The 25,624-nt window shown below is 44.0% G+C and carries 20 protein-coding genes; 3 read left to right on the top strand and 17 right to left on the bottom strand.

The window, feature by feature from the left end:
• Window position 1: 1 nt before the first annotated feature.
• From LCH52_11405 to LCH52_11375, 7 genes are all read right to left on the bottom strand, one after another.
• Window positions 2-376, bottom strand: coding sequence for a hypothetical protein (locus LCH52_11405; protein MCA0389087.1), 375 nt, complete (start codon window positions 374-376; stop codon window positions 2-4).
• Window positions 377-521: 145 nt separating this feature from the next.
• Window positions 522-2,051, bottom strand: coding sequence for a DUF6029 family protein (locus tag LCH52_11400; GenBank protein ID MCA0389086.1), 1,530 nt, complete (start codon window positions 2,049-2,051; stop codon window positions 522-524).
• On the bottom strand, window positions 2,048-2,539 hold the full coding sequence (locus LCH52_11395; protein MCA0389085.1) for a TlpA family protein disulfide reductase: 492 nt from the start codon (window positions 2,537-2,539) through the stop codon (window positions 2,048-2,050). Before LCH52_11395 ends, LCH52_11400 begins: the two co-directional genes overlap by 4 nt.
• On the bottom strand, window positions 2,539-3,267 hold the full coding sequence (locus LCH52_11390; GenBank protein ID MCA0389084.1) for a T9SS type A sorting domain-containing protein: 729 nt from the start codon (window positions 3,265-3,267) through the stop codon (window positions 2,539-2,541). Before LCH52_11390 ends, LCH52_11395 begins: the two co-directional genes overlap by 1 nt.
• Before the next feature lie 8 nt (window positions 3,268-3,275).
• Entirely contained in the window at window positions 3,276-4,271 is a 996-nt protein-coding gene (locus tag LCH52_11385; protein ID MCA0389083.1) for a PEGA domain-containing protein, read from the bottom strand.
• Between the two features lie 49 nt (window positions 4,272-4,320).
• A complete protein-coding gene (locus LCH52_11380) occupies window positions 4,321-7,143 on the bottom strand; it encodes a T9SS type A sorting domain-containing protein (GenBank protein ID MCA0389082.1) in 2,823 nt (940 codons plus the stop codon).
• Window positions 7,144-7,205: 62 nt separating this feature from the next.
• On the bottom strand, window positions 7,206-7,640 hold the full coding sequence (locus tag LCH52_11375) for a secondary thiamine-phosphate synthase enzyme YjbQ (protein ID MCA0389081.1): 435 nt from the start codon (window positions 7,638-7,640) through the stop codon (window positions 7,206-7,208).
• 285 nt (window positions 7,641-7,925) lie between these two features.
• Between LCH52_11375 and LCH52_11370 the strand changes: the two genes are divergently transcribed.
• Window positions 7,926-8,309: a hypothetical protein gene (locus LCH52_11370; GenBank protein MCA0389080.1), complete on the top strand. Its 384-nt coding sequence runs from the start codon at window positions 7,926-7,928 to the stop codon at window positions 8,307-8,309.
• Between the two features lie 767 nt (window positions 8,310-9,076).
• On the opposite strand, the gene LCH52_11365 is transcribed toward LCH52_11370, so the two are convergent.
• From LCH52_11365 to dapF, 8 genes are read right to left on the bottom strand one after another with little or no spacing between them, the layout of a single operon-like run.
• Entirely contained in the window at window positions 9,077-10,678 is a 1,602-nt protein-coding gene (locus LCH52_11365) for a hypothetical protein (protein ID MCA0389079.1), read from the bottom strand.
• Window positions 10,678-13,029: a hypothetical protein gene (locus LCH52_11360; GenBank protein MCA0389078.1), complete on the bottom strand. Its 2,352-nt coding sequence runs from the start codon at window positions 13,027-13,029 to the stop codon at window positions 10,678-10,680. Before LCH52_11360 ends, LCH52_11365 begins: the two co-directional genes overlap by 1 nt.
• Window positions 13,008-14,579, bottom strand: coding sequence for a cytochrome C (locus LCH52_11355; GenBank protein MCA0389077.1), 1,572 nt, complete (start codon window positions 14,577-14,579; stop codon window positions 13,008-13,010). Before LCH52_11355 ends, LCH52_11360 begins: the two co-directional genes overlap by 22 nt.
• Before the next feature lie 24 nt (window positions 14,580-14,603).
• Entirely contained in the window at window positions 14,604-15,944 is a 1,341-nt protein-coding gene (locus tag LCH52_11350) for an NAD(P)-binding domain-containing protein (protein MCA0389076.1), read from the bottom strand.
• Window position 15,945: 1 nt separating this feature from the next.
• Window positions 15,946-16,548 (bottom strand): tetratricopeptide repeat protein, encoded by a 603-nt coding sequence (locus tag LCH52_11345; protein ID MCA0389075.1) that lies wholly within the window; start codon window positions 16,546-16,548, stop codon window positions 15,946-15,948.
• 9 nt (window positions 16,549-16,557) lie between these two features.
• A complete protein-coding gene (locus LCH52_11340; protein MCA0389074.1) occupies window positions 16,558-17,511 on the bottom strand; it encodes a hypothetical protein in 954 nt (317 codons plus the stop codon).
• 22 nt (window positions 17,512-17,533) lie between these two features.
• The gene (locus LCH52_11335; GenBank protein MCA0389073.1) at window positions 17,534-17,836 is read right to left on the bottom strand and encodes a hypothetical protein; all 303 of its coding nucleotides are present in this window, start codon (window positions 17,834-17,836) and stop codon (window positions 17,534-17,536) included.
• Between the two features lie 13 nt (window positions 17,837-17,849).
• A complete protein-coding gene (gene dapF, locus LCH52_11330) occupies window positions 17,850-18,710 on the bottom strand; it encodes a diaminopimelate epimerase (GenBank protein MCA0389072.1) in 861 nt (286 codons plus the stop codon).
• 198 nt (window positions 18,711-18,908) lie between these two features.
• Here dapF and LCH52_11325 point away from each other — a divergent pair, with 198 nt between their 5' ends.
• On the top strand, window positions 18,909-20,573 hold the full coding sequence (locus LCH52_11325; GenBank protein MCA0389071.1) for an OmpA family protein: 1,665 nt from the start codon (window positions 18,909-18,911) through the stop codon (window positions 20,571-20,573).
• A gap of 254 nt (window positions 20,574-20,827) precedes the next feature.
• Here LCH52_11325 and LCH52_11320 read toward each other — a convergent pair whose 3' ends face one another.
• Both LCH52_11320 and hemG read right to left on the bottom strand, forming a co-directional pair.
• Window positions 20,828-22,315: a glycogen synthase gene (locus LCH52_11320; protein ID MCA0389070.1), complete on the bottom strand. Its 1,488-nt coding sequence runs from the start codon at window positions 22,313-22,315 to the stop codon at window positions 20,828-20,830.
• A 24-nt stretch (window positions 22,316-22,339) separates the two neighbouring features.
• Window positions 22,340-23,713: a protoporphyrinogen oxidase gene (hemG, locus tag LCH52_11315; protein MCA0389069.1), complete on the bottom strand. Its 1,374-nt coding sequence runs from the start codon at window positions 23,711-23,713 to the stop codon at window positions 22,340-22,342.
• A gap of 138 nt (window positions 23,714-23,851) precedes the next feature.
• Between hemG and LCH52_11310 the strand changes: the two genes are divergently transcribed.
• Window positions 23,852-25,603, top strand: a complete 1,752-nt coding sequence (locus LCH52_11310; protein ID MCA0389068.1) for a M14 family metallopeptidase — start codon at window positions 23,852-23,854, stop codon at window positions 25,601-25,603.
• Window positions 25,604-25,624: the final 21 nt, after the last annotated feature.

Raw genomic sequence — 25,624 nt, 5'->3', positions numbered from 1 at the left:
ATTAAAACTTTATCTTTTCGTAAGTACCGTCGAGACGGGGAATCAACTGTGTATCGATGAAGAGAGCAACTCCGAGTCCCAAGGCATAAAATACAAAATCGAGAGGATCGAATACGGACCCGAACACATTTATTTCCAGCAACTGGGCAACCTCGATTATGGACGCAAAAAGGAATATAATAAATGCCTTGGCAAATTTATTCCCGCTTACTTGTTTGAAGAGAACGCTTAAAAAATATGCGGCTATTACACCGGTAGTCTCAAGAGCGTAATTGTTCATGAATCCCTCAAACGGTCCACCATAACCATCCAACAGGAGATAATAGATCACTCCGATGGCAGCAATAAAAATCAGTAAAAGGATAAACCGTATCAAATTCTGTTCCTTTGGCTCTTTGTACCGGGAAAGTTAAACATTAAAGGATTCATTTTTTTAATTGTATGATGCAATATTAAGAAAGAAATCCCTTTTTACAAAATTTTTATCACCGGTATCCAAAATTTAAACCCGGATAACCCGTTTAGAACCTGTTCACCATCTTTATCTCGACACCTCTGAACTCGGGTTCATACCGGCAAACACCTCCGATACATATTATTCCTGCTTCCCTCGAGCCCGCGAGCAGACTTAAGTCGGTGTGTTCCCCTATCTTGATCGTCCCTTGAACATAACTCCAAAGTGTTCTGACAGTATTTCCGGGGTTCGGTTCTCTCGTCTTCATTTCTGCAACAAGTGCAATCGAATATTTTGGTGACCTTAAATATTCCATCGTGAAAACATCGGAAAAATAATCCTCAAGGGTTGTTCTGTTGTTCGACTGCTGATGTTCGAAAATAAACCTCAGGGTGTTTCGGGGGTCAATTGAATATCTGATATCCAAAACGCCGGTGTAGTTTTTTGTATTTTCGTCGAGTTCCTCGTTGTAACCGAGTGCAATTGTGGTTTTGAATTTTTCCGACCATTCGTTTGAGTACTGTCCGTAAATCTCTCTCAATTTAACGCGAGGTTCCAGATTCTGTCCGTAAATCCTCTGAATGTATGAATCCTTGTCGAGTGTTTTCGCCTCCGAGAACTGAAGGAGCAGGGAGGAGTTGTCACTTAAATTTGCATTGGCTTCCACCTGATAACCCTGCTCATTGTCAGCATCAAGTGTGGAAGGATGCCGGTTAAAGAGTTGGTAGCTGTAATCTTTCCGGGTGGCAGGGGGCTGATTGTAATTTATCGTCTGATCAAAAGATCTGAACCCGAAATTATCGTAATACTTGTATTCCCCTGTTATCGAAAAGATGTCGTACCAGTATGATGCGGATGCATAAATCCCCTTGCCGGCAAAACTCTCCGAGCTGTTAAAAACAGCATTCTGAATGTCAGCGTTCTTCTTTACAGCGTATTCGAAGTACCCGTCAAATGCACCAAAAGATGTCTCAAGACGCAATGAACCAATATCTGTGCGTGAAACATTATCAAATTCAGGTTTGTTTGAAGCGAGCGTTACACCTCCTTTAAGCCACTTCAGTCCGCGATACTCAAAATCGGCAAGATAAAGAACATCTTTTCTCTCGTTGTTTGAGTTGGCAGCCGAACCCGCAAGCGCCGTAAGTCTGAAATTTCTGTAACCTGCCTTAACCAAAACGCCCTGCAGGTTGTTGTCAAGCCGGAGATTCCTGTCTTCATAGCTTCTGAGCACCATGCCTCTCCCAACCAGGGCATAGTAGTTTCCGGCGGTTATTTCAAAGTTTGTCTTTTTATCACCGAAATTGACAGTAAAGTACTTAAAAGCGAGATCGGAATATTTTTCCTTTCCTCTGCTGATTGCAGGACTCGGGTCGTTAGGAAGGAATGATTCATATCTGATTCCCGCTGAAAAATTTTCGTATCTGTAGTCAAGGTTAAGCCAGTCTTCAAATATCGATATCTTTTTCTCAAAATCATACGAGGCTTTTGTCTGATTTAGAATTGTTACCCCTTTCGGTAGTCTGGGGGCGGGAATATCCTGAGTAAAGACAGTAAACGGTATGGTCAGCAGAAGCAGAAAAACTTTATTCATCATTCACTTCCCAGCAATTCGATTATCTTTTCTTTCAGTTGTATCTCATCCCCTTTTTTGTAGCCTGAATGAGAATAAACGACTTCACCTTTTTTGTCGATCAAAACTGTATGGGGGACATCCTTTGCATAAAACAATCTTGCCACATCGCCGTTCGTATCGAGAAGTACCGGAATTGTCATTTTCTTCGATTTGACAAAGGGTTCAACTTTCGCAACGGTTCTCTCGCCGTCAACCGAGATGGCGAATCCCTTCAGACCCCTGCCGGCAAGTTCGGAATAAATTTTCTCAACTTCCGGAAGCTCCTCCATACACGGTTTGCACCAGGTCGCCCAAAAACTGATGAGAACCACACTGCTGTCACCGTGGTCCCGCAGTGCGACAGCCTCTCCTTCGAGGTTTTCCAGTGTAAAACCGGGAGCCTTCTGACCGGTCTGAGCAAAAAGGCAGCTTGCCAAAAGAACTGAGAACAGGATTATTGACTTAAGCATTATTTCTCCAGTATCATTTTTCCGGTTGTAACAAGACCACCCGCTTTGAGCCTGTAAAAATAAACCCCCGATGAAAGGTCGCTTGCATCAATGCTCACGCGATGTTCACCCTCTGACATATACCCGTTCAAGACTTCCTTCACATTGATCCCAAGTGAGTTATAAACTGTCAGTGACACATCCGAACTCTTCGGAAGCCTGAATGATACCGAAGTGGAGGGATTAAAGGGATTGGGGAAGTTCTGATCGAGCCTGAAACCGCTAACAAGGTCAACATCTTCCACTGATACGGGCATGGTTCTTCCCGTCAACTCAACGGTATAGAATTCTGCAGGCTGGTTCATGTTCACAGCTTTTACTGTGACTGTCCCGGTTCCATTAATTGTTGAAGTAAAAATATGTACCGAGAAATCCCTGGTTTCCATCGGTTGAAGTGGTGAACTTGAGAAATCGGGGGTGGTGGCAACACTGTCCACAAACGGGGCAAAACATCCCAAATCAAAACACATCGACGATGTCCAGTCCTGATGAGGCAGATTTTCCCGGGTCCTCACGATATAAATTGTCTGCGGGGAGTTGGTCAAATTTCTGAATGTAAAATCAAAGACGAGCTCGCAGCCGAGTGAGTCGCTAAGAACTGTATGATTTGGTGTGAATTCAAATGTCTGTGCCGCGGTTACTGCCGGAAAAAGCAGAAAAACCAAAGCCAATAAAACTGATTTACGCATCTTGAAAGTTATCTCTTGGAAATTGCTGACTGATATATCTCTTTTGTGGTTTTGTTTTGCAGGAATGCCACCACCCTCAACTTCGACAAATCCCAGCCGCTGTTGATGGCAATTGAAAGTTTGAAGCTGAGCTCCTGACCATTTCCTGTGAGGTGAGGAATTATCCCCCCCGAACCGGAAAGAAATCCACGGACTACATTATGAAAGAGAGTTTCACCATTTGAACCCGGTGGTGTTGTGAACGAGGTTTCGGTCTGAATTGCATAAACATGCATGACCGTCTCATTTGAATCAACCTGCGGCAGGTCGAGGATTTTTATATTCACCGTGGAATAGAGAACTCCTCCCGAAGTGGAATCTTTGATGCTCATCCTGAAGCGCGCAGGGGCACCAAGCTGCTGATCAACATACTGCTTTATCTGGTTTGAATCGCTTGATACGGGCTTTAGTTTCCCGTCTATGTATGTGGTCGGCGTGGAAAATATTTTGTAAAACTGAGCCCGGTTATCTATCGAAGCCTTGTTCGCCTGATAAAAGGGATCCTGAGGGGAAGGGTAGTTAACATGATATTTGATCATTATGACATTTTTATCGAGCAAAGTACCGGTCTCGAGTGAGCGCAATATCCTGTTCGAAGTGACACAGGGGACACAACTGACATTTGCAAAATCTTCAATGATCACGAGCTTTTGCTCAGTCACTGGTGAAAGATTGAAAGTCTCCTCTCCCAGCGAAAAAGCTCCAATCACAATATTCCGTGTCTCGGAGACATACCCGTCCTTCTCAACTCTTAGAGCATGTGATCCCGCCTTTGCAAGAAGAGTATCGGGAAGTGTCTTTCCGGTATTTACTCCGTCAAGAAAAATTGCAGCCCCCGCGGGACTTCCCTTTACCACAATTCCACCGGTAACATCATCCTCAATTTTAACAGGGGGTGTAGTCTTACACCCCTGAAAAAATAAAAATGCTCCCAAAACGACGAAGAATAGCGACTTCGGTCTCAAACACTCCTCAGGTTATTTCTATTCACAATGTTTATTCGTTCCTGAAAAATCACTTCAACAGGATCATTTTTTTGCTCAAAACTGTTCCCTCAGAGACTAATCTGTAAAAGTAAATCCCGCTCGAGAGACCCGCTCCGTCAAAATCGACATTGTACTTCCCCTGCGACATCTGCTCATTCACCAGCACTTTTACAAGCTCACCGACAGAATTGTAGACTGCCAGATTTACCATCCCCGACTGTGGAATGCTAAAGCTGATTTTAGTCGATGGATTGAAAGGATTCGGGAAATTCTGATCCAGATTAAAATCCACCGGAAGTTCGTTCTCGTCTTTCTCGAAAATCGATGTGGCGATTCCCGGTTCAGGAGTCGGAAGTTTCTGTGTTGTGTAAATTTTGAATTCACCGGGAAGGAGCGAAACCGACATGTTGACATCGGAAACGGTCATCGAATCGCCCGAGAAGAAATCGTACCACTTCCCTGTGTTCTGGAAACCGGGATTGTAGCTCGCCTGTGTAACACCAAAGTTTCCTGTGATAACCACATTCATCTGTGAGTGATTTATCTTTATTGTCTTTAATGCCGTAGCAGCATCGATTGTAAAATCGGTACTGCTGAATGCGTCATAGTTCTTTTTCAGATTAATCAGCTCTGCCCAGGTTTTGTAGAGATTGAGCCTTCTGCCGTCAGAATAATACTCCCACTTTACAGGCTTGGGGTCTGTCTTGCATGCATCGGTACCACAAGGATAGAATATGGAAACATCATATGCAAGTTCACCAAACTGCCAGATCATTTTCGGTCCGGGAACTGTAAAGAAGAATGCTCCTGCAAGTTTCTCCCTCGCAATGGCTGTCGAAAGACTTTTCACATTATATCCGCCACTCGAAGCACCATAAAGGAGATTTTTCGCCATCGTTCTCTCTTCATCGTGCGATTCCATGTATCCGACAAGTTTAGGGGAACTGAAATTTCTGTTTTTCCAGGAGATGCCGCTGAAGTTCGACTTGTTGTTATCGTGCCATCCCATTGTGGCTTCATTGTAGTTCGAATTGTGGTTGCCCCAAAGCATCATACCTTCATTAGCGAGGGCAATTTCTTCACTGTTATCGGCAAAATGCTCGAGAATTACATAAGAATTGGGGTCAACTGTCCAGATTTGCTGTGCCATTCTCTTTAACAGATTGATACGCGACTGGTCATATTGTCCCCACTGACCGACATTGCTTCCGCTGTTGGTCTGTGTAAATCCTTTTGAGAGATCGAATCTGAAGCCGTCAAATTTGTATTCTTCAATCCAGAATCTGTTTACTCTGTCCACATAATCTTTGGTTGCCTGACTCTCATGATTGAAATCGTAGCCGACATTGTATGGATGTCTCGCTATTGGATTAAACCACGGACTGTTGGCAGCAGGTCTGTTGTTGGCAGCATCCCAGTAGAGACGCACCATGGGGTTAAGACCAAATGCATGATTGAGCACCATATCCAAAACAACTGCGATGCCTCTTTTATGAGCTTCGTCAATCAGTTTTTTAAGCTCGTTTTTTGGTCCGTACCATTTATCAACTGCCATATGGAACATCGGGTTGTAACCCCAACTGTTGTTCCCTTCAAATTCCATTACCGGCATCAGTTCAAGACAGTTGATTCCAAGTCTCTGAAGATATCCGAGGGTATCTGTAATCGATTTGTATGTCTGTTCCGAAGTGAAGTCCCTGATGAGCAGCTCGTAAACCACGAGTTTCTCTTTGGGTGGTTTCTGGAAATTTGTTACCTGCCACTGGTACGGAGTCTGACCGGGTTGCATAACCGAGACGACATTCGAAGTGAGACCGACAGGATAAGGGATCAAACCGGGATATCTTACGCTGTCAATGTATTTGTCGTTCCAGGGATCAAGCACTTTTTCAGAATATGGATCGCCGATTTTGATGGCGTTATCAACAAAATACTGGAATCTGTACTCCTTACCGGGTGTTAGGCCATTCAAAGTTACCCAGTATCTGAATCCGTCGGGAGATTTGTAAAGCTCGTATGCGGGATCGATTTCCCATCCGTTCATGTCACCGATAAAATATACAAACTGCTTTGTCGGGGCATACAGCACCATTGTTGCCGAAGTGGAAGAGGTGTAGTTTATACCATCCTTCATTCCCGCCGGGACTGCCTGCACAGGAGTCGCTCCTCTTACTACATAGTAAACTGAATCATAACCTTCGCCTCCGGTACCTGAAATGGCAACCGCTTTAATTCTGGTTTTTCCGATCTGAGAGGCGGTAAGCTGGTAAGTAATCGAATCGTTGTTTACCGAAGCCACTTCTGAACCGTTCAAAAACAGTTTCATCGTCTGCGTTCCTGCAGCGCCAATTGCGAGAACGGGCACAGAAGTGTTCTGCGCAATTATACCCGAAACCGCGGGTTGAAGAATTGCTGCAGTCTGCCCGGGCTGCGAGAGTGGAAGAAAAATGTCGCCACCATCCGCAGTCTTGCCGGTCAGGGTTCCGGCTGCATTTCTAAAAACAAAAGCGAGCTGAAGTATCGTCTCATTCGCAGGGACATTGTAATACTGCCTTATCTTGAAAGCAATTTTCCACTTCGTTCCACCAACAAATGTAAGCTGTGTCTCGGGAGTGTTCTGTCCCCAGTTGGTTTTTACATAGCGCCAATCGGAGGGTCCTGTGCTTTCCGTCGTGATCACACCCGTGTGAGCGTAAATGGGAAAAACATTCGTCAAGCCTGCATTTCCTTTAGAAGCATCATATATAATTACAATCGAATCCTCGGGAGTGGCAAAATACGGCGTCCACTCCAGTTCCTGCGCATAAACTCCGGATATAAACAACAACAGTGCAATAATTACTTTTTTCATTTTGTCTTACTTTTTATTTTCAAAAAATCCAATAATCAACCTAAAACTTCATACCTCAAACTTCAAACTTCATTATTTTTTTTCGCAATAAACTGATAAACCACCGTTCTCTCCCTTGGCCTGGTATCAAAATCGATAAAAATCACCTGCTGCCAGGTACCGAGAGTCAGTTTCCCGTTTATGAAAGGAATCAGGAGTGACGGACCCTGAAGAGCCGCCCTGATGTGGGAGTGTCCGTTCCCGTCGTGCCAGGTCATATCATGGTGATATATCTTTCCCGAAGGAACCAGTCTGTCCATAAACTCGGGATAATCTTTCAACAACCCCGGTTCGAATTCTATTGTAGTCAGTGCCGCTGTAGAGCCCGGTACAAAAAGGTGAACGCTCCCCTCAGTGTAACCGTTCTCTTCAATCATTTTTTCAATGTCAGCAGTTAAATCTTTTATGTCCGAGTTTCCATTTGTCTGGAAATGCATTTTGCCTGTAAGAAATTCCATGATCTTCACTTAATATTTATTTACCGATTTAAAAAATAAAGATAATTAAAGCCATGAGCAAGAGAAAAGTGCTTGGAGTTATGAGTTTTGATTTATTAATTATTAATTGGATGTGAAATGCGTATTTGCAGGTTTTGAATCATTGTTTTGGCTATAAAGATGGCGTCTTGTGTTAAAAAGTTAACAAATTCGATTGTTCGTCTATGAAAATATTACATTTTTTTTACTAACTTGAGAAAGGGGAATAATTATTTTTAATCATTAACCATTTTCATGAGGTCCCTTATGAGAAGATACCTTTTCCTCCTCGTTTTTTTGCTCTCCGTTGCAACTTTTTCTCAATCAATTACCTTCTGTGAGGGTGTCACTGAGAAAGGTGCTCCAATAAAAGCCTCGGAAGTTTTTAGCATCTCCGCAAACGGCAGTTACTTCTACTTCCTGGTAAAACTTCCATATACCGTAAGTTGCGAGAAAGTCTCCTTCGAAATCTATCGAATTGAAGAAGATTACGAGTCGTACGAAACAACCATAACCATGGTTACAAAACCAGACTGGGCATGGTTCTACAAACAGGTAACCTTTTACCAGTCCGGCTGGTTCAGAGTCTATGTAAGAGATTGTGCAGAAACCGTCCTCACTTCAGGAGTGGTGCAGGTAAAATTCAAATGAATTTGAAGGCTGAGGGCTGAATTTCTGAAGGCTGAGGGCTGAATTTTTGAGGTTTGAGGTTTGAAGTTTGAAGTTTGAGGGCTGAATCCTGAAATGTGAAGTTTCAGGTTTGAGGTTTGAAGTTTGAAAACCAATAGCCTGGGAATTCATTCCCGGGTAGAATCAGGGTTTTAAAACTCACCGCAGAGACCGCAAAGAGAGATCACTTGACGATATCCACAACCTTTAACTTCAGAAAAGGAGCGACAATCGTCTCGATTGTCCTGCCAACAAAATTGAGCCCTTGCGGCGACATATGGGTAGAATTATTTTTTTCTACCCATACATGACCCCATCCGGGGCAAAAATTCCCATCCGTGAAATCTGTGTTGAATCCGTGATATCCGTGAAACCATTTAAAAATCCCTCTCTGCGTATTTCTGTCTAATCTGCGTGTACCTGTCCGCCGTGGTGGATCAGCGTCCCCTACACACATGCCGCCACAGGGGCTCAAAATTCCCATCCGTGAAATCTGTGCAAAATCCGTGATATCCGTGGAACCATTCAAAAATCCCCCTCCGCGAAAATCTGTCTAATCTGCGTGTACCATGTCCGCCGGGGCGGATCTGCGTCCCCTACCCATATGTCGCCACAAGGGCTCTTTTTTTGGTAATCGCCATATTTCTACCCATACATGACCCCTGCCGGGGCCAAAATCCCCATCCGTGAAATCTGTGCAAAATCCGTGATATCCGTGGAACCATCCCCAAAAACAGCTAATAGCTAACCTAAAATCTTGTGGTAAAATCCACAAATATTCTGCTGAAGGTGCTGGATTCTTCGAAGACTCCTTCATAGTTCAGGGAAAGATCAAACTGTTTGCTGATTGTCCAGTTAAGATCGACGGAGAGGATGTTTTGTGCCAAAGTTGAACCTCCGGCGGGGAAATTGTAGTCAATTCTTCGGAAACCAAATGTACCGAATAGGTCTTCGATAAGATCTCGTGAGTATGTAATTCCATAATTAAAGCCATCGACATAGTTGCTTTTTAGATAACTTACATTTGCACCGAGGTAACCGGCAACATAAGGGAGATTGGTAAAATATGCACTTGCACCGAAATCCTGCGATACCCTCTTGTCGTTACCCATGTTTCTGACTCCGGCTCTTAGGGAGAGTGAGACATTTTTGATTGCGGTGGTGTTGAAAACAGCGCGAAGTCCCTGCATCGTTTCGTTTATCAGAACCGAGTCGATAAAGGTTCTGTAAGACTCGTAGTAGATGACATTTTTTCTTCTATCGTAAGCGAGAACAAAATTGTATTCCCTTGAGAAGGCGTACCGTATCGAGGCGAAGAAGTTGGTGAGACTCGGTTTGGTTTTCCCCTCACCTGCTTCAACCGTATAGAAATCGATCTCTGATGATGCAAACAACGAAACGGAATTGGATGGATTCGAAACATGCTGCAGATAGATAAACCGGCGGTCGGTCTTAAAATCGTTCGTCTGATTCACTATTCCGAAAGAATTCTCCATAATGCCTGTTCCAAGCGAATCGGTGTGGGCACCATACGCACCAAACTGAAAAAGCTTGAAATTGTAGCCGTAATCTTCGATGTTCGGTCTGCTTCCCGCAAATGCACCCGCAGACCACTTTTTGTTGAAAGACCTCTCATAGAGAATACCGTCTATGGCACCTATGTTTGCAATTTTCCGGTAGATGAATCTTCCCGCATTAAAGAAGGAAAGGGTATCAAGTTCGTACTGCATTTTGAAATCATAAACCTTTAGTTTCCTGCCGAGGTCGTGCCCTTCCCTTCCCCAGTCGGAAGTGAGATAGGAAAAAGTTGTGTAGGTTGAAAATGAAACTGGACTGCCGCTTATTTTGTCGGCATTAAAGGAAAAAGCATACCGCCACCTTTGATAACCCGGAGCTCCCGACATGTTGCTCATATCTGTGGATGACTGAACAGAGAATCTCCCTCTGTAGTTTTTCTTCTGAATCAGAGGACCGGCACCCTTGTCCACCTTCCCTTTGTTATACACAAATTTTTCTTTTGTCGTATCTGCAACGGGTTTTTCCTCCTCTTTTTTCACAAAGGAGGGATAAGCCCTGAGCACCATATCCTTTTCAATTTTCAGGGTACCCGCTTTACTTCCGGCAACCGACTTGCTGCTGGTAAAATTTACTATTACTGCCGGCACTTCCTTGCCGTCTTTCACCAGCCAAAGGGTATCCTTCTCAAAAATGCCCTCTGTCAGTTTGAACTCAACATAAATATTCTGCGAGGAGACATAAGTAACTTTCCCTTCTCTAACCTCTCCCGTTTTCTGGGCGAAAGAAGTTCCGCTTAGAACCAAAAGTGAAACAACCAATAATGAAATTCTCATCAGTCTATCCTCTCCAGTTTTCTCGGCACACCATTTCCGGCTTTGAATGAGAAAGTGGTGTGACAGTTCCAGCATTTCCTGTTTGCAGGGGAACTCTTGTGAGCGATTGTCACTTCCTCCTGATGACAGGTTATGCACTGCGGCTCTGAATTTGGTCCCGAGTGGCATTCTTCACAAATCACATTTTTGTGTTTCCCCGATACGGGATAAAATGCGTGATCAATCCTCTGCGGAGCGAGACTTGAACCGCGCGGGTGGCAGTCGTAGCATCTCTGCGAATTCCACGAGTAGTTTGCAACCCCTTGATGTTCGCTGTTCATCGATGCCTGGTTGTGCTCGTGACAATCGATGCAGGAGAAAGTCCCAAAGTTCGCAGCGTTTGTGTGACAGCTCAAACAGTCGTTGTTCCATTTGTTTTTATGTTTTCCTGAGTAAATCGGGAAAAACTGAACATCATGGTTATAAGTCGATGGTTTCCAGGCTACGGAAGTGTGGCAATCTTCACAGATCCTCGGGAAGTGCGGCGCAACATGGTTAGGATTGACAGCTCCCTGATAGTCCGCTGCATGGCACGAATTGCAAAGTGTGGAAGTGTTGCTGTACCCCGAAGTGTGGCATTGTGCACATGTGGCTGTGGTATGCTTACCCGTCAGTTGGTATCCCACAATGGAGTGGTCGAAAGTTGCCGGTGCCCAGCCTATATCGGTGTGACAGTTGGAACAAACCTGCGGATAACTCTTCGCCACATGATTGGGATTTGTCGCCGACTGGTAGTCGGGTGTGTGACAGGTCGAGCACTCATTTGTGGTTGCGGTATAGGTGATCTGATGACACTGAATGCAGGTTTTTCCGGCATGCTTGTTTTGAAGGGGGAATCCTGTTGCCGTGGTGTGGTTATAGGTGGTGCTTGCCCAGGCAGTTGTGTTATGACAATCGGTACAGGTATGTGAAAAACCCGCAAGTGAATGATTCAGCTTTGTTGTCTGATTGAACCCCTGCTCATGGCATGAGAAACACTGGTTTGGCGTATTCGCATAACCGGAAGTGTGGCATCTCGCACAGTCTGTGGTTATGTGTGCCCCCGTTAAAGAGAATGGTGAAGTCTGATGGTTAAACGCACCCTCCGATGTACCTCTCGGATGACACGAATAGCACGCTGCAGACTCCCATTTGTAACCCTGAATGCCCTGGTGCTCGCTGTTCATGGACGCCTGATTGTGCTCATGACAATTGGTACAGGAGAATTGCTTGTAACTCGAAGAATTAGTATGACAGTCGCCGCAACTGTTCCATTTGCCACGGTGCTTTCCTGAATAAATCGGGAAATAGGGACCGTCATGATCAAACTGAGCAGGAGTCCATCCTGCTGTTGTATGGCAGTTTTCGCAGGTATTCGGGAATTGAGCCGCCGTATGATTCGGGTTCTGAGTAGCATTATAATTTGACTGATGGCAACTTACACAGGTTTTTGGTGTCCCTGCATATCCCTGGGTATGGCAGCTTGCACATGTAACCGTGGTGTGCTTCCCTGTAAGAGGGAATGTGGTAAGGTTATGGTCAAACTGTGCAGGTGACCATGCATTGATGTTGTGGCAAACCTGACACTGTTTGGAGAAATTGCCAGCCACATGGTTGGGGTTTCTCGTCGCTTCATAATTCGGTCTGTGGCAACTGTAACACTCTTTCGAAAGTCCCGCAAATGTGCCCTGAGTGTGGCAGTCGTAGCAGCTTGGTCGTGAATGCCCGCCTGTCAAGGGGAAGAAACTGTGGTTTACATTGGAACTGCGCCAGTTGGTAGCCTTGGTATCGTGGCATGTTGTACAGTCTGTCGAAAATTTCCCGTTTGGATGGTTCGGTGCCAGTGTGGCATAATAATCTTTTGAGTGACAACTGTAGCAATCAGTCTGAACAGGTTCGAACTGCCTCACTTCGTAATTTTTGTGACACATTCCGCAATCTGCAGTCTGATGTTTTCCAAAAAGTGGAAAACGGCTCCGCTCGTGAAGAGGAAGTATCGATTTTACAAGCCAGTTTGCAGGTGTATGGCAACTCTGACAATCGTTCGAGAGGGTGTTGCCATGAACAGTCGTATGACAGCTTACGCAGTTTTGAGGTGTCCTCTCAAATTTTAAAGTTGTATGGCATGCCTTGCAATCAACTGATGAGTGCTGCCCCTGAAGAGGAAATTTAGTCTTTGAATGGTCAAAATCGAGTTTCTTTACATCAATCTTCCAGTTCTGAGGATTGTGGCAGTTACTGCAATCCTTCCCCTTCAGATCACCGTGAGGAGATTGTGCATTGAGACCGGTGGCAAGGACCAGCGCAAGAATTATGAGTGACAGGCAGCGCATTTGAAATCTTCTATCTTGTATTTGATGAACCTGACCCCGTCGCGGGTCGTTTCTTTATGGCATTTTTGGCAATCCAGCAGTGAATGTGCTCCCGAGAGTGAAAATTTGGTCTTCTCGTGATCAAACTTCTCAGGAAGCCAGTTTGCAGTGGTATGACACTTGAGACAATCGTTCTTTCCTGTCTCTTTGAACTGGTAGTTGTGTACCTCTTTATGACAGCTTTCACAGTTGGTTTCCAATGAAGCAAACTCTCGCACAGGAGGAGTGGCTGTCTCATCTTTTTTGTGGCAATCGTAACATTTTCTGTTGCTGTGCTTCCCGGTCAACTGAAAATCTGTTTTTTCGTGCTCGAATTTATACTTCATCCAGCTATCGACATTGTGACAGTTTGCACATTGATTCTGTCCCATAAATTTATTGGAGATCTCCTGTCCGTGGATGTTCTGGTGACAGCTCGCACATTCAATACTCTCTTTTTTAAACTTCCACTCTTTGTTTGTGTAGTGGCAGCTCTGACACGATTGTGCCCTGTGTGAGCCGAGGAGCGGGAATCTGGTTTCCTGGTGCTGTGAAAAAGTGTAGAGTGACGGAGCGAAGCCATCAACGGTGTGACAGTTTGTGCAATCCTTCGGTTTCCCTTCCACAGCAAACTCGCCCTTGTGATAATCTTTGTGGCAACTGGTGCAGTTTTCGTGAGCAGGTTTGGAATTAAGGTCGGTACCGTGACAACCACCACACTTAACCACCCGGTGCTGTCCGAGAAGTTTATAGCCGGTCTTGTCATGGTCAAATCCGTTTAGTTTTATATTTTTGAAGTTGTCGGTCGAGTGGCAATCGGTACAGTTGTTCCCGAATTTTCCGTCATGAACATCCTTGTGGCAGTTTGTGCAAGAAGCGAATTGAATTCCTTTGAAGACCTTGAATTCCTTGCCGTTTCTTACCGTCGTGGTGTGGCATCTGTAACAGTCAACCCTTGTGTGAGCTCCCGTCAATTTAAATTGTGCGGATGCATGGTTGAATCCCGAGGCGGGTTTAAAAGCATATTGCGAGTGACAACCGGTACAACTGTTTCCAAGAGTACCCTGATGATAATCTGTGTGACAGCCGAGGCAGTTTTGTTCGAGACCGAGAAAGGTTCTTCCCGCTCTTTTTGCAGCTTTTCCTTTAATAAATTTTGCCTGATGACAGCCGGCACAAGAGAGTTGTTTGTGTTTCCCTTGCAATTCGTATCCTGCACGGGAGTGGTCAAAACCGTTTTGAACGAAGTTGATTATTTTGTAGCCTCTGCCATGGTGTTCGCTGTGGCATGCATAACACATCTTTCCTCTGGCTTCACGGGCATGGAGACCCCTGCCGGCATTTCCGAGTGCGGAAATCTCTGTGTGGCATGTCAGACACTTGGTGTTCGTGACCTCGTCTCCTGAAGTGTGGCAACTGTTACAGTTGCTCATTCCTTCAAGATTTGAATGGGCTGTGGTGAGGTCACCCGGTGAAAACTGTGCGTACCCCGTGGATACGAGCAGAAATATTAAAATACAATAACGGGACAAGGCAGTCCCTTTCACATAGATCGCTTAATCGTGACTTAGAATAGCTTCGCCAAATTTCTTGGTTATCTTTACTCCGGCTTTTTCCAGGAATTTCGTCGGAAGTTCACCTCCGGCAAATATGTAAACAAGATCGTTTTCAATTTCGAAAAGATCTTCCGGATTTCCTCCCCGGTTCAATACCACGGAGGAGTCTTTGATTTCAACAACATTGGTACTGAAAAGCATCGTTATCTTTCCATTGCCAGTGTATGTATTTATGTTATCAAGATTTTTTGGTTTGATCCTCGAAAAAGAATCAGACCGGTATGACAAGCTGACTTTATTTGTGCCTTGGGCGAGGAGTATTGCTGACTCAATGGCTGAGTCGCCACCACCTACTACAAGTATTTTTTTGTTCTCAATATGCTCGGGTTCAAGGAGTCTGTAGAAAACCTTTTCCTTGTTTTCACCTGCAACCCCGAGTTTTCTGGGAGAACCTCTTCTTCCAATTGCCAAAATTACGGAAAAAGAAGTATACTCGCCCCTGACGGTTGTCACTTTAAATATCTCTCCCTCTTTCGAGATCGATTCCACCTTCTCATTTTCATCTATTTTTATATTATTTTTTTTGATCACATCGTGCCAAAGGGTTATCAACTGATCCTTGTTTGTCTCGGTCAGTTTTACTTTTCCTTTCAAAGGGAGATCCATCGGCGAGGTCATCACTATTTTAGCTCTGGGGAAACTGTAAACTGTGCCACCAACGGTATCCTGCTCGAGGGTTTTATATTTTAACCCCAGTTCGGCACTCCTGAGGGTTGCGGAAATGCCGGCAGGACCGGATCCGATAACAATTACATCAAATTCTGCTTTATGGTCTTTTTTCATCTTCTTGCCAAGATACGAAACCGCCTGTTTTCCCTGTTCAACTGCATTTCTTATCAGTCCCATGCCTCCCAGTTCGCCGGCTATAAAAAGCATCGGTACATTGGTTTCAAATTCCTGACTGACATGAGGAAGGTCAACACCCCGTTTTTCGGTTCCGATGTAAAGGGCAATAGCCTGAACAGGACATGCATGAAAACAGGCACCGTGACCTACACACCGTGAAGCATTTACCGTGGTTGCCTGGCCGTTAACAATGCAAAGGATATCTTTCTCGGGACATGCCTCGATGCAGGCACCACTTCCGATGCAGATGTTGGAATTTACAAAAGGATGGAGTGAGACGGGCTCATAAAGACCGAGGTTTTTTGCATCCTCAATCTTTTTAACATTTTTCTTTGAGGTTTTGCTTTTACTTCTGAGGTAAAAGAAAGTAACGAAAAAGATAAGAAGAAGGGCGAAAAGGTATCCGCCCGTTTCTTCGAGAAATACTTCGTTCAACTTACTTTTTAAGTTCTTCGGTTGCCAGAGCCGCGCCCGAACTTCCGGGGAAATCTTTTATCAGTTTTTCCCAGATCTGTTTGGCTTTGGCTTTGTTACCTGTCCCGTTTTCAACAAATCCCAGGTAAAAAATCGCTTCTGTGTTCTTAGGATCGAGAGCAACCGCCTTGTTGATTGTCGCAAGGGAGTTTGTAAAATCCTTCTTTTGGAAGTAGAGACTGCTTAGGGCAACCAGCACTTCAACATTTTTCGGATTTATTTTCAGGTACCGGGTGTAACCGTCAATGGCTTTGTCAGGCTTGTGTGCCATTCCCATGAACTCTGCATACTCGAGAAGTTTTGTTGTGTCATTCGGGTTCTCATTGGCAGCTTTTTCGAGATCAGCCATTTTCTGCTTAATCTCGTCTTTTACATTTCCTGCACCCGGGTTACCTGCACTGCCATCACCCATCCCCTTGTGGAGATCATCTCCGGGAACAGGGGTTCCTTCCGAAAGGGCGGGTGCCTCTTTTGTTTTTTTACCCGACAGTGAGGAAAAAATAACGACTCCTGCAACTGCAAAAACCAAAAGTAAAATGTAAACATACATCTTGTTAAATTTCATACCATTCTCCTAAAATATCCAGGTGGCACCATAATATATGGTGACACCGACATGGATCAACATGATTACAAACATTGCTATCGCAAAGGGCAAATGAAAAATATGCCAGTATCTAAAAAGCCTGTGCATCGATCTGAGAACTCTGGTCTTCCTGTCGAGCGCTATCTTTTCTTTTGCCGTTGCCAGAATTTGTTTCACCAATCCGGGATCTGTAACACCCGAATTTTTCAATCTTTGTTTCAACAAAGTTAGTGATTTTTTTATAATGAAATAATCTTTCATTACGGTAATTATGCTTGACCAGGTACCCGGTTCCTCTTTTTTACCCTCAAAACCATATTTCTCTATCTCATCAATAAGGTCTTCATTCAGATTATGTTCTTCTTTGAGCTTGAGACTGTACTCTTTTTGCAGCCTGGCAATTTCCATCGAATCGAGTTCGTTGCCTTTTATTGAACGGGGTATCTTTGTATAAATGAACCTTCCGGCAACTCCGGAGAGTACCACTGCAGTCATCGACCAAAATGAGATTGAGACTATTCCCCCGAATTTAAATGCGGTATGATACAGCACGAAGACCGGACCCACTACGCATAGAAAAATGTGAAACTCGAGCCAGTGTTTCAGCAGACCCCAACGGAAGAATGCCCTGACTCTTTTCCGAATCATATAAATCGAAACTCCGAATATCATCATCAATGTGCCCGCTATTCCAAGGGCGTGACCCAGATATCCCTTCGGCTCCAGAACGATGTGAGCATCACTGTGATAGCCGACCTTCTTTTTGTACTTCGGAATTTCGTCAATTGCCGACGGCCTCCACAACAGCTTTGCATCCGTCTGCGGTCGCAACTCCTGAGGAGAGGAGTAGTAATCCTTGCCGTTAAAATACAAAAGTGTGGTCGAAGTGATCCCGATTATGAAAAACAGGGCTATGTAAACAGAATGTGTGAGTTTGCTCATTATTCAGACAATTTATTAACTGTTAAATTTCGACTTCCGTTAAAGTTCTTGATTTTGTCGATTTTGCTATCTTCAGCGATTCCAGTTTCCTGTTCAAAATGCTGATTCTTTCATCACCGGCATCATCAAATTCATCGAATGCCTCCTCTGATGCAAATTCGAATATTTCACGGAATTTATTCGCTTTTCCCTTTTCCTCGAGCAATGTGTACTTCGACAGTCCTGCTCCTGAAATCAGTGATTTATACTCTTTTATTGAATCGAGATACTCTTCCCTCTTCTTTGGATCGATATCATAGGAAACATAAAAAACTATTTTTGCCATCTTTTCTCCTTGTTTATTTAAGTTCAACTGTACCGTGAAAATTGATTTCCGCGGGACCCGTCAAACTCAGGTTTTCTAATTTGTTATCAATTATTTCAAAATTTATTGTGAGTGTGTCGCCGCTTTTAGTCTTCAGATTCACGGGCGGTTCACACTTTCCGAGAGCATAAAAGACAATTGCTGCCGCTGTGGAACCGGTGCCGCATGCGTCTGTCTCATCTTCCACGCCCCGTTCGAATGTCCTGATCTCAAGCGAATTTTTATCGATGTACCTGACAAAATTTACATTTACACCACCCGGTGCAAAATCGTTGTGATGCCTGATTTCTCTTCCAAGGTCTAAAACAGGAAAACTGTCGAGTTCCGAAAACCCTGTAAATGGATTTTTTGGGTCGAGTGGTACATCTTCAATATTTATTATCACATGAGGTGAGCCGGTATCACAATAATGAGAGGTTATCAGACTGCCACGGGCTTTTATCCTGAAACCGGTTTTTAATTTTGCAGGTCGTGCCATAAAAAACACAGGCTGTCCGCTTTCATCGATTCTGCCCGAATAGACCTTTTCACCAAACTTGAAACGGAGCTCTCCTCCAGAAAAAAGGTCCTTCCCGCTACAGTAACGGATTACACACCGGGCACCATTTCCACAGAGTGATCCTCTTTTCCCGTCGGAATTGTAAAAATCGACTGAAACCGGGGTTTCTTCTCCTCTGTTAAGGATCAATATACCGTCTGCTCCCACCCCTTTTTTTCGGTCGCAAAGTGATATAATATCCTCGGAAGAAAGAGCAGGCAGGTTACCTTCAAGAGCATCGACAACTATAAAATCGTTGCCGGCACCGTCCATTTTGGAAAAATTAAAAAATCTCATTGCTTTAATTTATAATTAATGTGAATGATAGACAATAAATCCGGACAATTTTAAGCTTAAAATTTAATTGAACTTTTTTAATAATTGGAAATGTTTTTAATTAGAGATTGTTTATTGCCCTTTTTTTAATAGATTTACGCTTCATTTCGATACGATTTTAAAAAATACATTTATTTAACAACTAAACAGAGGTAGACCATGAGGAAAGCAACTCTCATGTTGGTCTTGTTGGCAATTGTTTTTGCCGGCTCAGCAGCTCAGGCTCAGAGCTTAAGTACAAAAGTACATTTTGGTATTGAAGGCAATGCCATCTTGCCACAGAATGAATTCACAGAAAAATCGATCAACGGAGGCTTCAGAGGCTTCTTCAGATACGGTTTTAACGACACATGGCGTGTGGAATTCGGTGCCGGATATCTTAAGTATGCCGGTAAGGATTTCGTTTCCGCCGACTATGAAACCGATGTCATTCCGATAGACCTGAGACTTCTTTGGTTCCCCTTCGGATTTGAAAGACTTTCACCTTATGCCTATGTAGGTGCAGGTGCTCTTCATTTCAACAACATCAAAGTTCCAAGATCGTTCAGCATCCAGTTCCCGCAAAAAGGTGTTGAAAAAACTGGTTGGACAGGTGTTTTCCCTGCCGGTCTCGGTGTTGATTATGCTGTGAGTGAAAATATTCAGATCGGTGCAACTGCCGGTTTCAACTACACACTCTCCGATGATTTGAACCACTATATCGATGGCAGCCCGAAAGATGTTTACTTCAATGGCGGTCTCCACCTGATCTTCGGCGGAACTAACATCAATAAAGATTCCGACGGCGACGGACTCCTCGACAAAGATGAAATCTACATCTACAAAACCGACCCGATGAAAGCTGACACCGATGGTGACGGACTTAATGACGGCGATGAAGTTCTTAAACATAAAACCAATCCGCTCGTAGCTGATACTGATGGTGACGGATTAAAAGATGGTGAAGAAGTTCTTAAATACAACACCAACCCTCTGAAAGCTGACACCGATGGTGACGGATTAAAAGATGGTGAAGAAGTTCTTAAACACAAAACCGATCCATTAAAAGCTGATACAGATGGTGACAAACTGAATGACTTCGACGAAGTTACCAAATACAACACCAATCCGCTTAAAGTTGATACCGATGGCGATACCCTCTCAGATTATGATGAGGTTATGACACACAAAACCAATCCGCTTAAAGCTGATACCGACGGTGATGGTCTCAATGACGCTGAAGAACTCAATCAGTACAAAACCAATCCACTTAAAGCTGACACAGACGGTGACAAACTTGAAGACGGCAAGGAAATCAGCCAGTTCAAAACCGATCCTCTTAAGATGGATACCGATGGTGACGGACTCAACGACTTCGACGAGTTGATGACATACAAAACCAATCCATTAAAAGCTGACACCGATGGTGGAACAGTTAATGATAAAGTTGAAGTTGACAGAGGAACAGATCCTCTCGATGCCAGCGATGATATCATCAAAATGAATGTTCCTATGGTTCTTGAAGGAATCGTTTTTGAAACCGGAAGTGCCAAGATTTCACCTGCATCAGAAACAACCCTCAACAAAGCTCTCAAAACTTTGACTGCTTACCAGGACATTTCTGTTGAAATCCAGGGACATACTGATAATGTTGGTTCGAAACCTTTCAACCAGAAACTTTCTCAGGACAGAGCAGAGTCAGTTATGAACTGGCTTATCTCCAAAGGCGTTGACGCCAAGAGAATGACTGCAAAAGGCTTCGGTCCCGACAAACCACTCGTTCCAAACGATTCTGATGCCAACAGACAGAAAAACAGAAGAATTGAGTTCGTAAGAACCAAGTAGGTATTAGGTATGAGTTATGAGTTATAACTTATCCTGATAAAATTGAAAAGGCTGCTCAAATCGGGCAGCCTTTTTTTATGTTTGAAGTTTGATGGTTTGAAGTCAGAAGTTTGAAAAACCCGTAAGGGCGACATATGGGTAGAAATGTGGCACCCAAGATTAAAGAGCCCTTGCGGCGACATATGGGTGAGCCAGTACTACAACTGTGGATTTTAAAAAATCATAACTAATAACTCATAACTCACAACTAAAACCTAGCCCCTTCTTTTCTGAATCGCGTGCTCATACATCTTTTCATACTGGCGGGCTGACTGTTTCCACGAATAATTGCTGATCATACCATTGTGGACTATCTGATTCCAGATCGATTTTTGGTGGTAGCACTTCAGGGCTCTTTCCACACTGGAGACGAGAGCCTGACCGGTGTAGTCGTAGAAGCTGAATCCGTTCCCCGCAAATGAACCGTGATGCCTGCTTTCGTCCCAGTCGAAAACGGTGTCTGCAAGTCCTCCCGTTCTTCTCACGATGGGAACCGTTCCATATTTCAGACTGTAAATCTGGTTCAATCCGCAAGGCTCATACTTTGAGGGCATCAGAAATATATCGCTTGCAGCTTCGATGAGATGTGCCGCCCTCTCGTCTTTTGCATTCAGGAATGAGAATTTGTGCGGATATGTCTGTGCCAAAAACCTGAAAAGCTCTTCAAAGCGGTATTCTCCATTTCCGAGTACCACCCACTGGGCGTTGAATGACATAAGCTCATTTATAGAGTCCGCAATAAGATCAAATCCTTTCTGACTGACGAGACGGGAGATAATTCCAATCAGCGGGACATTGGGGTGATATTCCTGTCCGAGTTTCGAGAGGAGATATTTTTTGTTCTCATATTTCCCCGAAAGATCGTCTTTTGTAAATTCATATGGGATCAGATCGTCTTTTTCCGGGTTCCACACACTGTAGTCTACACCATTGAGGATTCCCCAGAAATCATTGATTCTGTAGTGAAGCACTCCCTCCAGACCCTCGCCGTATTCTGAAGTGGTGATTTCCATTGCGTATGTGGGGCTTACGGTATTTATCGAATCAGCATACATCAGTCCGGCTTTCAGAAAACAGATGGAGCCCCATACTTCTATCGGACTGTTGTCGAAGAAAAGGTCTTTTCTAATTTCCGCTTTGTGCATCGTCTCTTTTGGGAACCGCCCCTGATATCCAATATTATGGATTGAAATAACGGTGGCGACACGATCATAAAAACGATCCCAACTGTAATTATCTTTCATGAGAAGGGGCAAAAGTGCTGTGGGCCAGTCGTTTACATTTATTACATCAGGCGCCCACTGCATCCTTTGAAGAGCTTCGATTACAGATTTTGTAAAATGGATGAATCTCTCGTCTTCATCAGGATGATCAGTATAGATTACCGGCTTCCCCTCGTGGTTCTTTCTGTCGTAGTACCATGGGCAGTCAACAAAATATACTTCCACACGGGAGCCCTCCATAATCGTTTTGAAAAGCCTCGTATTATATACTTTGCCGGCAACTCTTATCGGCATTTCGCCAACCTGTTCGGTATATTCGAGGTCAATCCCGTCGAAATTTATCGCGGAGTAGCGGGGAAGGAAAACTTTAACCGAGTGACCAAGTTTTTGAAGTGCCTTCGGAAGTGCACCCGATACATCACCAAGTCCGCCAACTTTTGCGTAAGGAAAAACTTCAGGTGAGACAAAAGCTATTCGCATATTTTAATCCGTTGAATTTTAGGGTTATTGCAAAATGCGGGAGACCCGCTCTGCTGTTCTGTAAGAATGGAGGATTGAATCGCCAATGGATACACCACCTGTAAAATTGCCCGAAATAAACAAACCCCTGTGCTCATTTTCGAATTCTGTAATACTTTTCATCAGACTCAAATGATCCGTATTATATTGTGGAACCGCCTTTTTCCAGCTTTTTACCGAGATAAAAACGGGTTTGTCCTTCGCCTTAAAAATCTCCGACACCATTGTGATCGCCTTTTTCTTCACTTCCACAGGGTCAAGATTTAAGATATCCTTCCCGCGGCTTCCGCCCATCATCACCGAAAAAAGCCTTCTCTCTTCGGGACACCTGCCGGGCAGAAGATCGGAAACAAGCGCAATATTCAAAACATCTTTCTTTTCAGTAGCCGGAATCAGAACTGTGTAACCTTTTGTGGTCATCTCGAGGTCCTGTTTCAGAAATGCCATATAAACCTGAGTCAGGGGGACATATTCAACCCTGTCGAGAATACCGGCGAGTTTTTCCGACATCTCTTTTACTGAATCCGAGACCACAAAAGCCGGAAGTGCCGTCACCACAACATCAAACTTCTGGTTCTTTATATCCCCTTTTTTGTTGATTACCAGATTAAAGGAATCTTCAGACTTCTCAATTTTTAATATGTCATGCAGGTAATTGATTCTGATCCCAAGAGACTTAGCCAGGGCATCAGTAAGCTGTCCCATCCCTTTTTCGAATCCGAAAAGCTTGCCGCTTCCTGCGAATTCATCTTTCTCATCTTTTTGAAATGGTGCCTTCCTGAATCCCTTGATTATGCTGCCATATTTCTGTTCCAGATCGAAAAGTTTAGGATATGCGGCTTCAATACTCAATCTCTCCGGATCACCGGCATACACTTCCGAAGAAAAAGGCTCAATAACATATTTCAGGAATTCCTCTCCCAGCCGCCTCCTGATGAAGGGGGCAACTGCCAGTCCCGCCCCCCTTTTTGACCGGGGAATAAACGGCTCCAGAAAAAACTTCAATTTAGTTTTGAAACTGAAAAGGGGGAATTTCAGCAAATTGTTTGGATTCATCGAGAGGTCATACAACTCACTGCCGATATATGCCTGCTTCAGGTTCCCTTTTTCCCCTGCATAAAAAAAGGAATCCTCCAGCTTCAGTTCCTTCACAAGTTCAGGTATCAGGCTGTTGGTCTCGATACCGGCGATGGTTCCCTTGTCAAGAAGATAATCACCTTTTAGCTCCGTCTCGATTTGACCGCCGGGTCTGTCGGTTTTTTCGTAAATTGTTACATCATATCCCTTTTTTTTCAGGTACCAGGCTGTTGTTAATCCGGAAATTCCGGCTCCTAAAATCGCAATTTTTTTGTCGTGCATCAGTTTCGGGGATTTTATCGATGAAATTAAAACTTAAATAGTTCTTTTTTCTCTTGTTTAAAAAAATTTATATTTCTAATTTAGAAAACTTAATCCATAATATTTTTACATCGTTCTTTAAAAATAAAGAAAAGTGGAATGCCTTACCATAATAATGAAAACATTGGCGAACAATGGCTGACACGCTTTGAAAAAAGCGACTATACGGCCACCCCGTCCTACGCCGAGACGGTTGAATATTTCCGCATGTTGGCGGATAAATCCCCCTACGCTAAAATTCTGAATTTTGGCGTTTCTCACCAGAACAGAAACATCATCTGTCTGGTTGTTTCTGAAACAAAGGAGTTTACTCCAAAGAGGACCCGCAAGAGCCCGAAATCGATTGTGCTCATCAACAACGGTCTCCACCCGGGTGAAATTGATGGCAAGGATGCCTCAATGATGCTCCTAAGGGATGTCCTCATCACTCAGGAGAAAGAGTACCTTCTCGAAAACATCACTTTCCTCGTTGTCCCCGTGCTTAATGTCGATGGTCACGAACGGATGAGCCCGTTTAACAGGCCCAACCAGAACGGACCGATCACTCAAGGCTGGAGAACCAATGCCCTGAACCTCAATCTGAACCGTGACTTTATGAAAGCCGACAGTGCTGAAATAAAATCATTCCTCAGATTATACGCTGCATGGGCTCCCGATCTCCTCATAGATACACATGTTACCAACGGCATGGACTATCAGTATCACCTGACCTATGGGCTGGAAAAGCATCAAAACCTCGAAAGACGACTCTCGATCTGGGGTAATGAAGTTTTCCTTCCCAATGTTATCGATGCTGTTGAAAGAGAAGGTTACCTCACTGCACCATACATCGAAACCGTAACTGACAATATAGAAGACGGCATCAAAACCTGGTCATACGAACCAAGATACTCTACAGGATATGCTGCTCTTCAAAACAGACTTGCACTTCTTGTCGAATCTCACTCCCTCAAACCATACAAAGAGAGAGTTTTCGCGACCAAAACGATGATCCTCGAGTCCCTCGAGTTCATCAACAACAACCATAAAGAATTAAAAGATCTGAGCCGCTTCGCAGACAGAAGAACCATTCAGAAATTCTTCATTGAAAAGAAAAGATATCCCATTCTGCTCGCAGGAAACGAGGAATCGGAACCATTTACATTTAAAGGTTTTAAAACCGAAGTTCGTGAAAGCGAAATCACCGGCAGCGAGATAATCACATATACTGATGAAAAAGTTGAAATTGAAATTCAACACTTCAACAAAATGGAGATTGCAAAAACCGTTAAGGTTCCCGATGCATATCTGATTCCAGCAGAACATAAATGGCTGCCGAGAATTCTGAAGCTCCATGGAATTATCTTCAAGCACCTCGACAAAGGTCTTGAACTCGAAGTCGAGAAGTATAAATTCTCTAATGTGAAGTTTGCTGACAGTGTCTATGAGGGCAAGTTCAGAGCCTCTTTCGATGTTACTCCGTTTATCGAGACCGTTACCGTTCCCCCCGGAACTTTCTTCATCCCCGTTAACCAGAGAACTCTTAGAGTAATACTGAACCTCCTTGAACCGCTCGCTCCCGATTCAATAGCAAGCTGGGGCTATTTCAATGCTCTCTTCGAGACCAAGGAATACATCGAAGACTTCGTTTTTGAGCCAATAGCTGCAAAAATGATGGAAGAAGACCCCCGTCTTAGAGAAGATTTCTACTTCAACCTCGAAGAAGATGAAGAATTCAGAAACGACCCTCAAGCCAGACTTGAGTTCTTCTACAAGAAATCACCCTATTACGAAAACAACGAAATGATCTATCCCGTCATGAAAGTTTATGACGGAAAAAGATACTTCAACTACTTCGACCGGTTCAAATAACTGTTGCTCCCCTTATTGTAA

Source organism: Bacteroidota bacterium, assembly GCA_020161395.1.
Classification (GTDB): Bacteria; Bacteroidota; Ignavibacteria; order Ignavibacteriales; family Ignavibacteriaceae; genus UTCHB3.
Note: the sequence above shows the minus strand (reverse complement) of the source record. Positions and strands in the feature narration are given on the sequence as shown.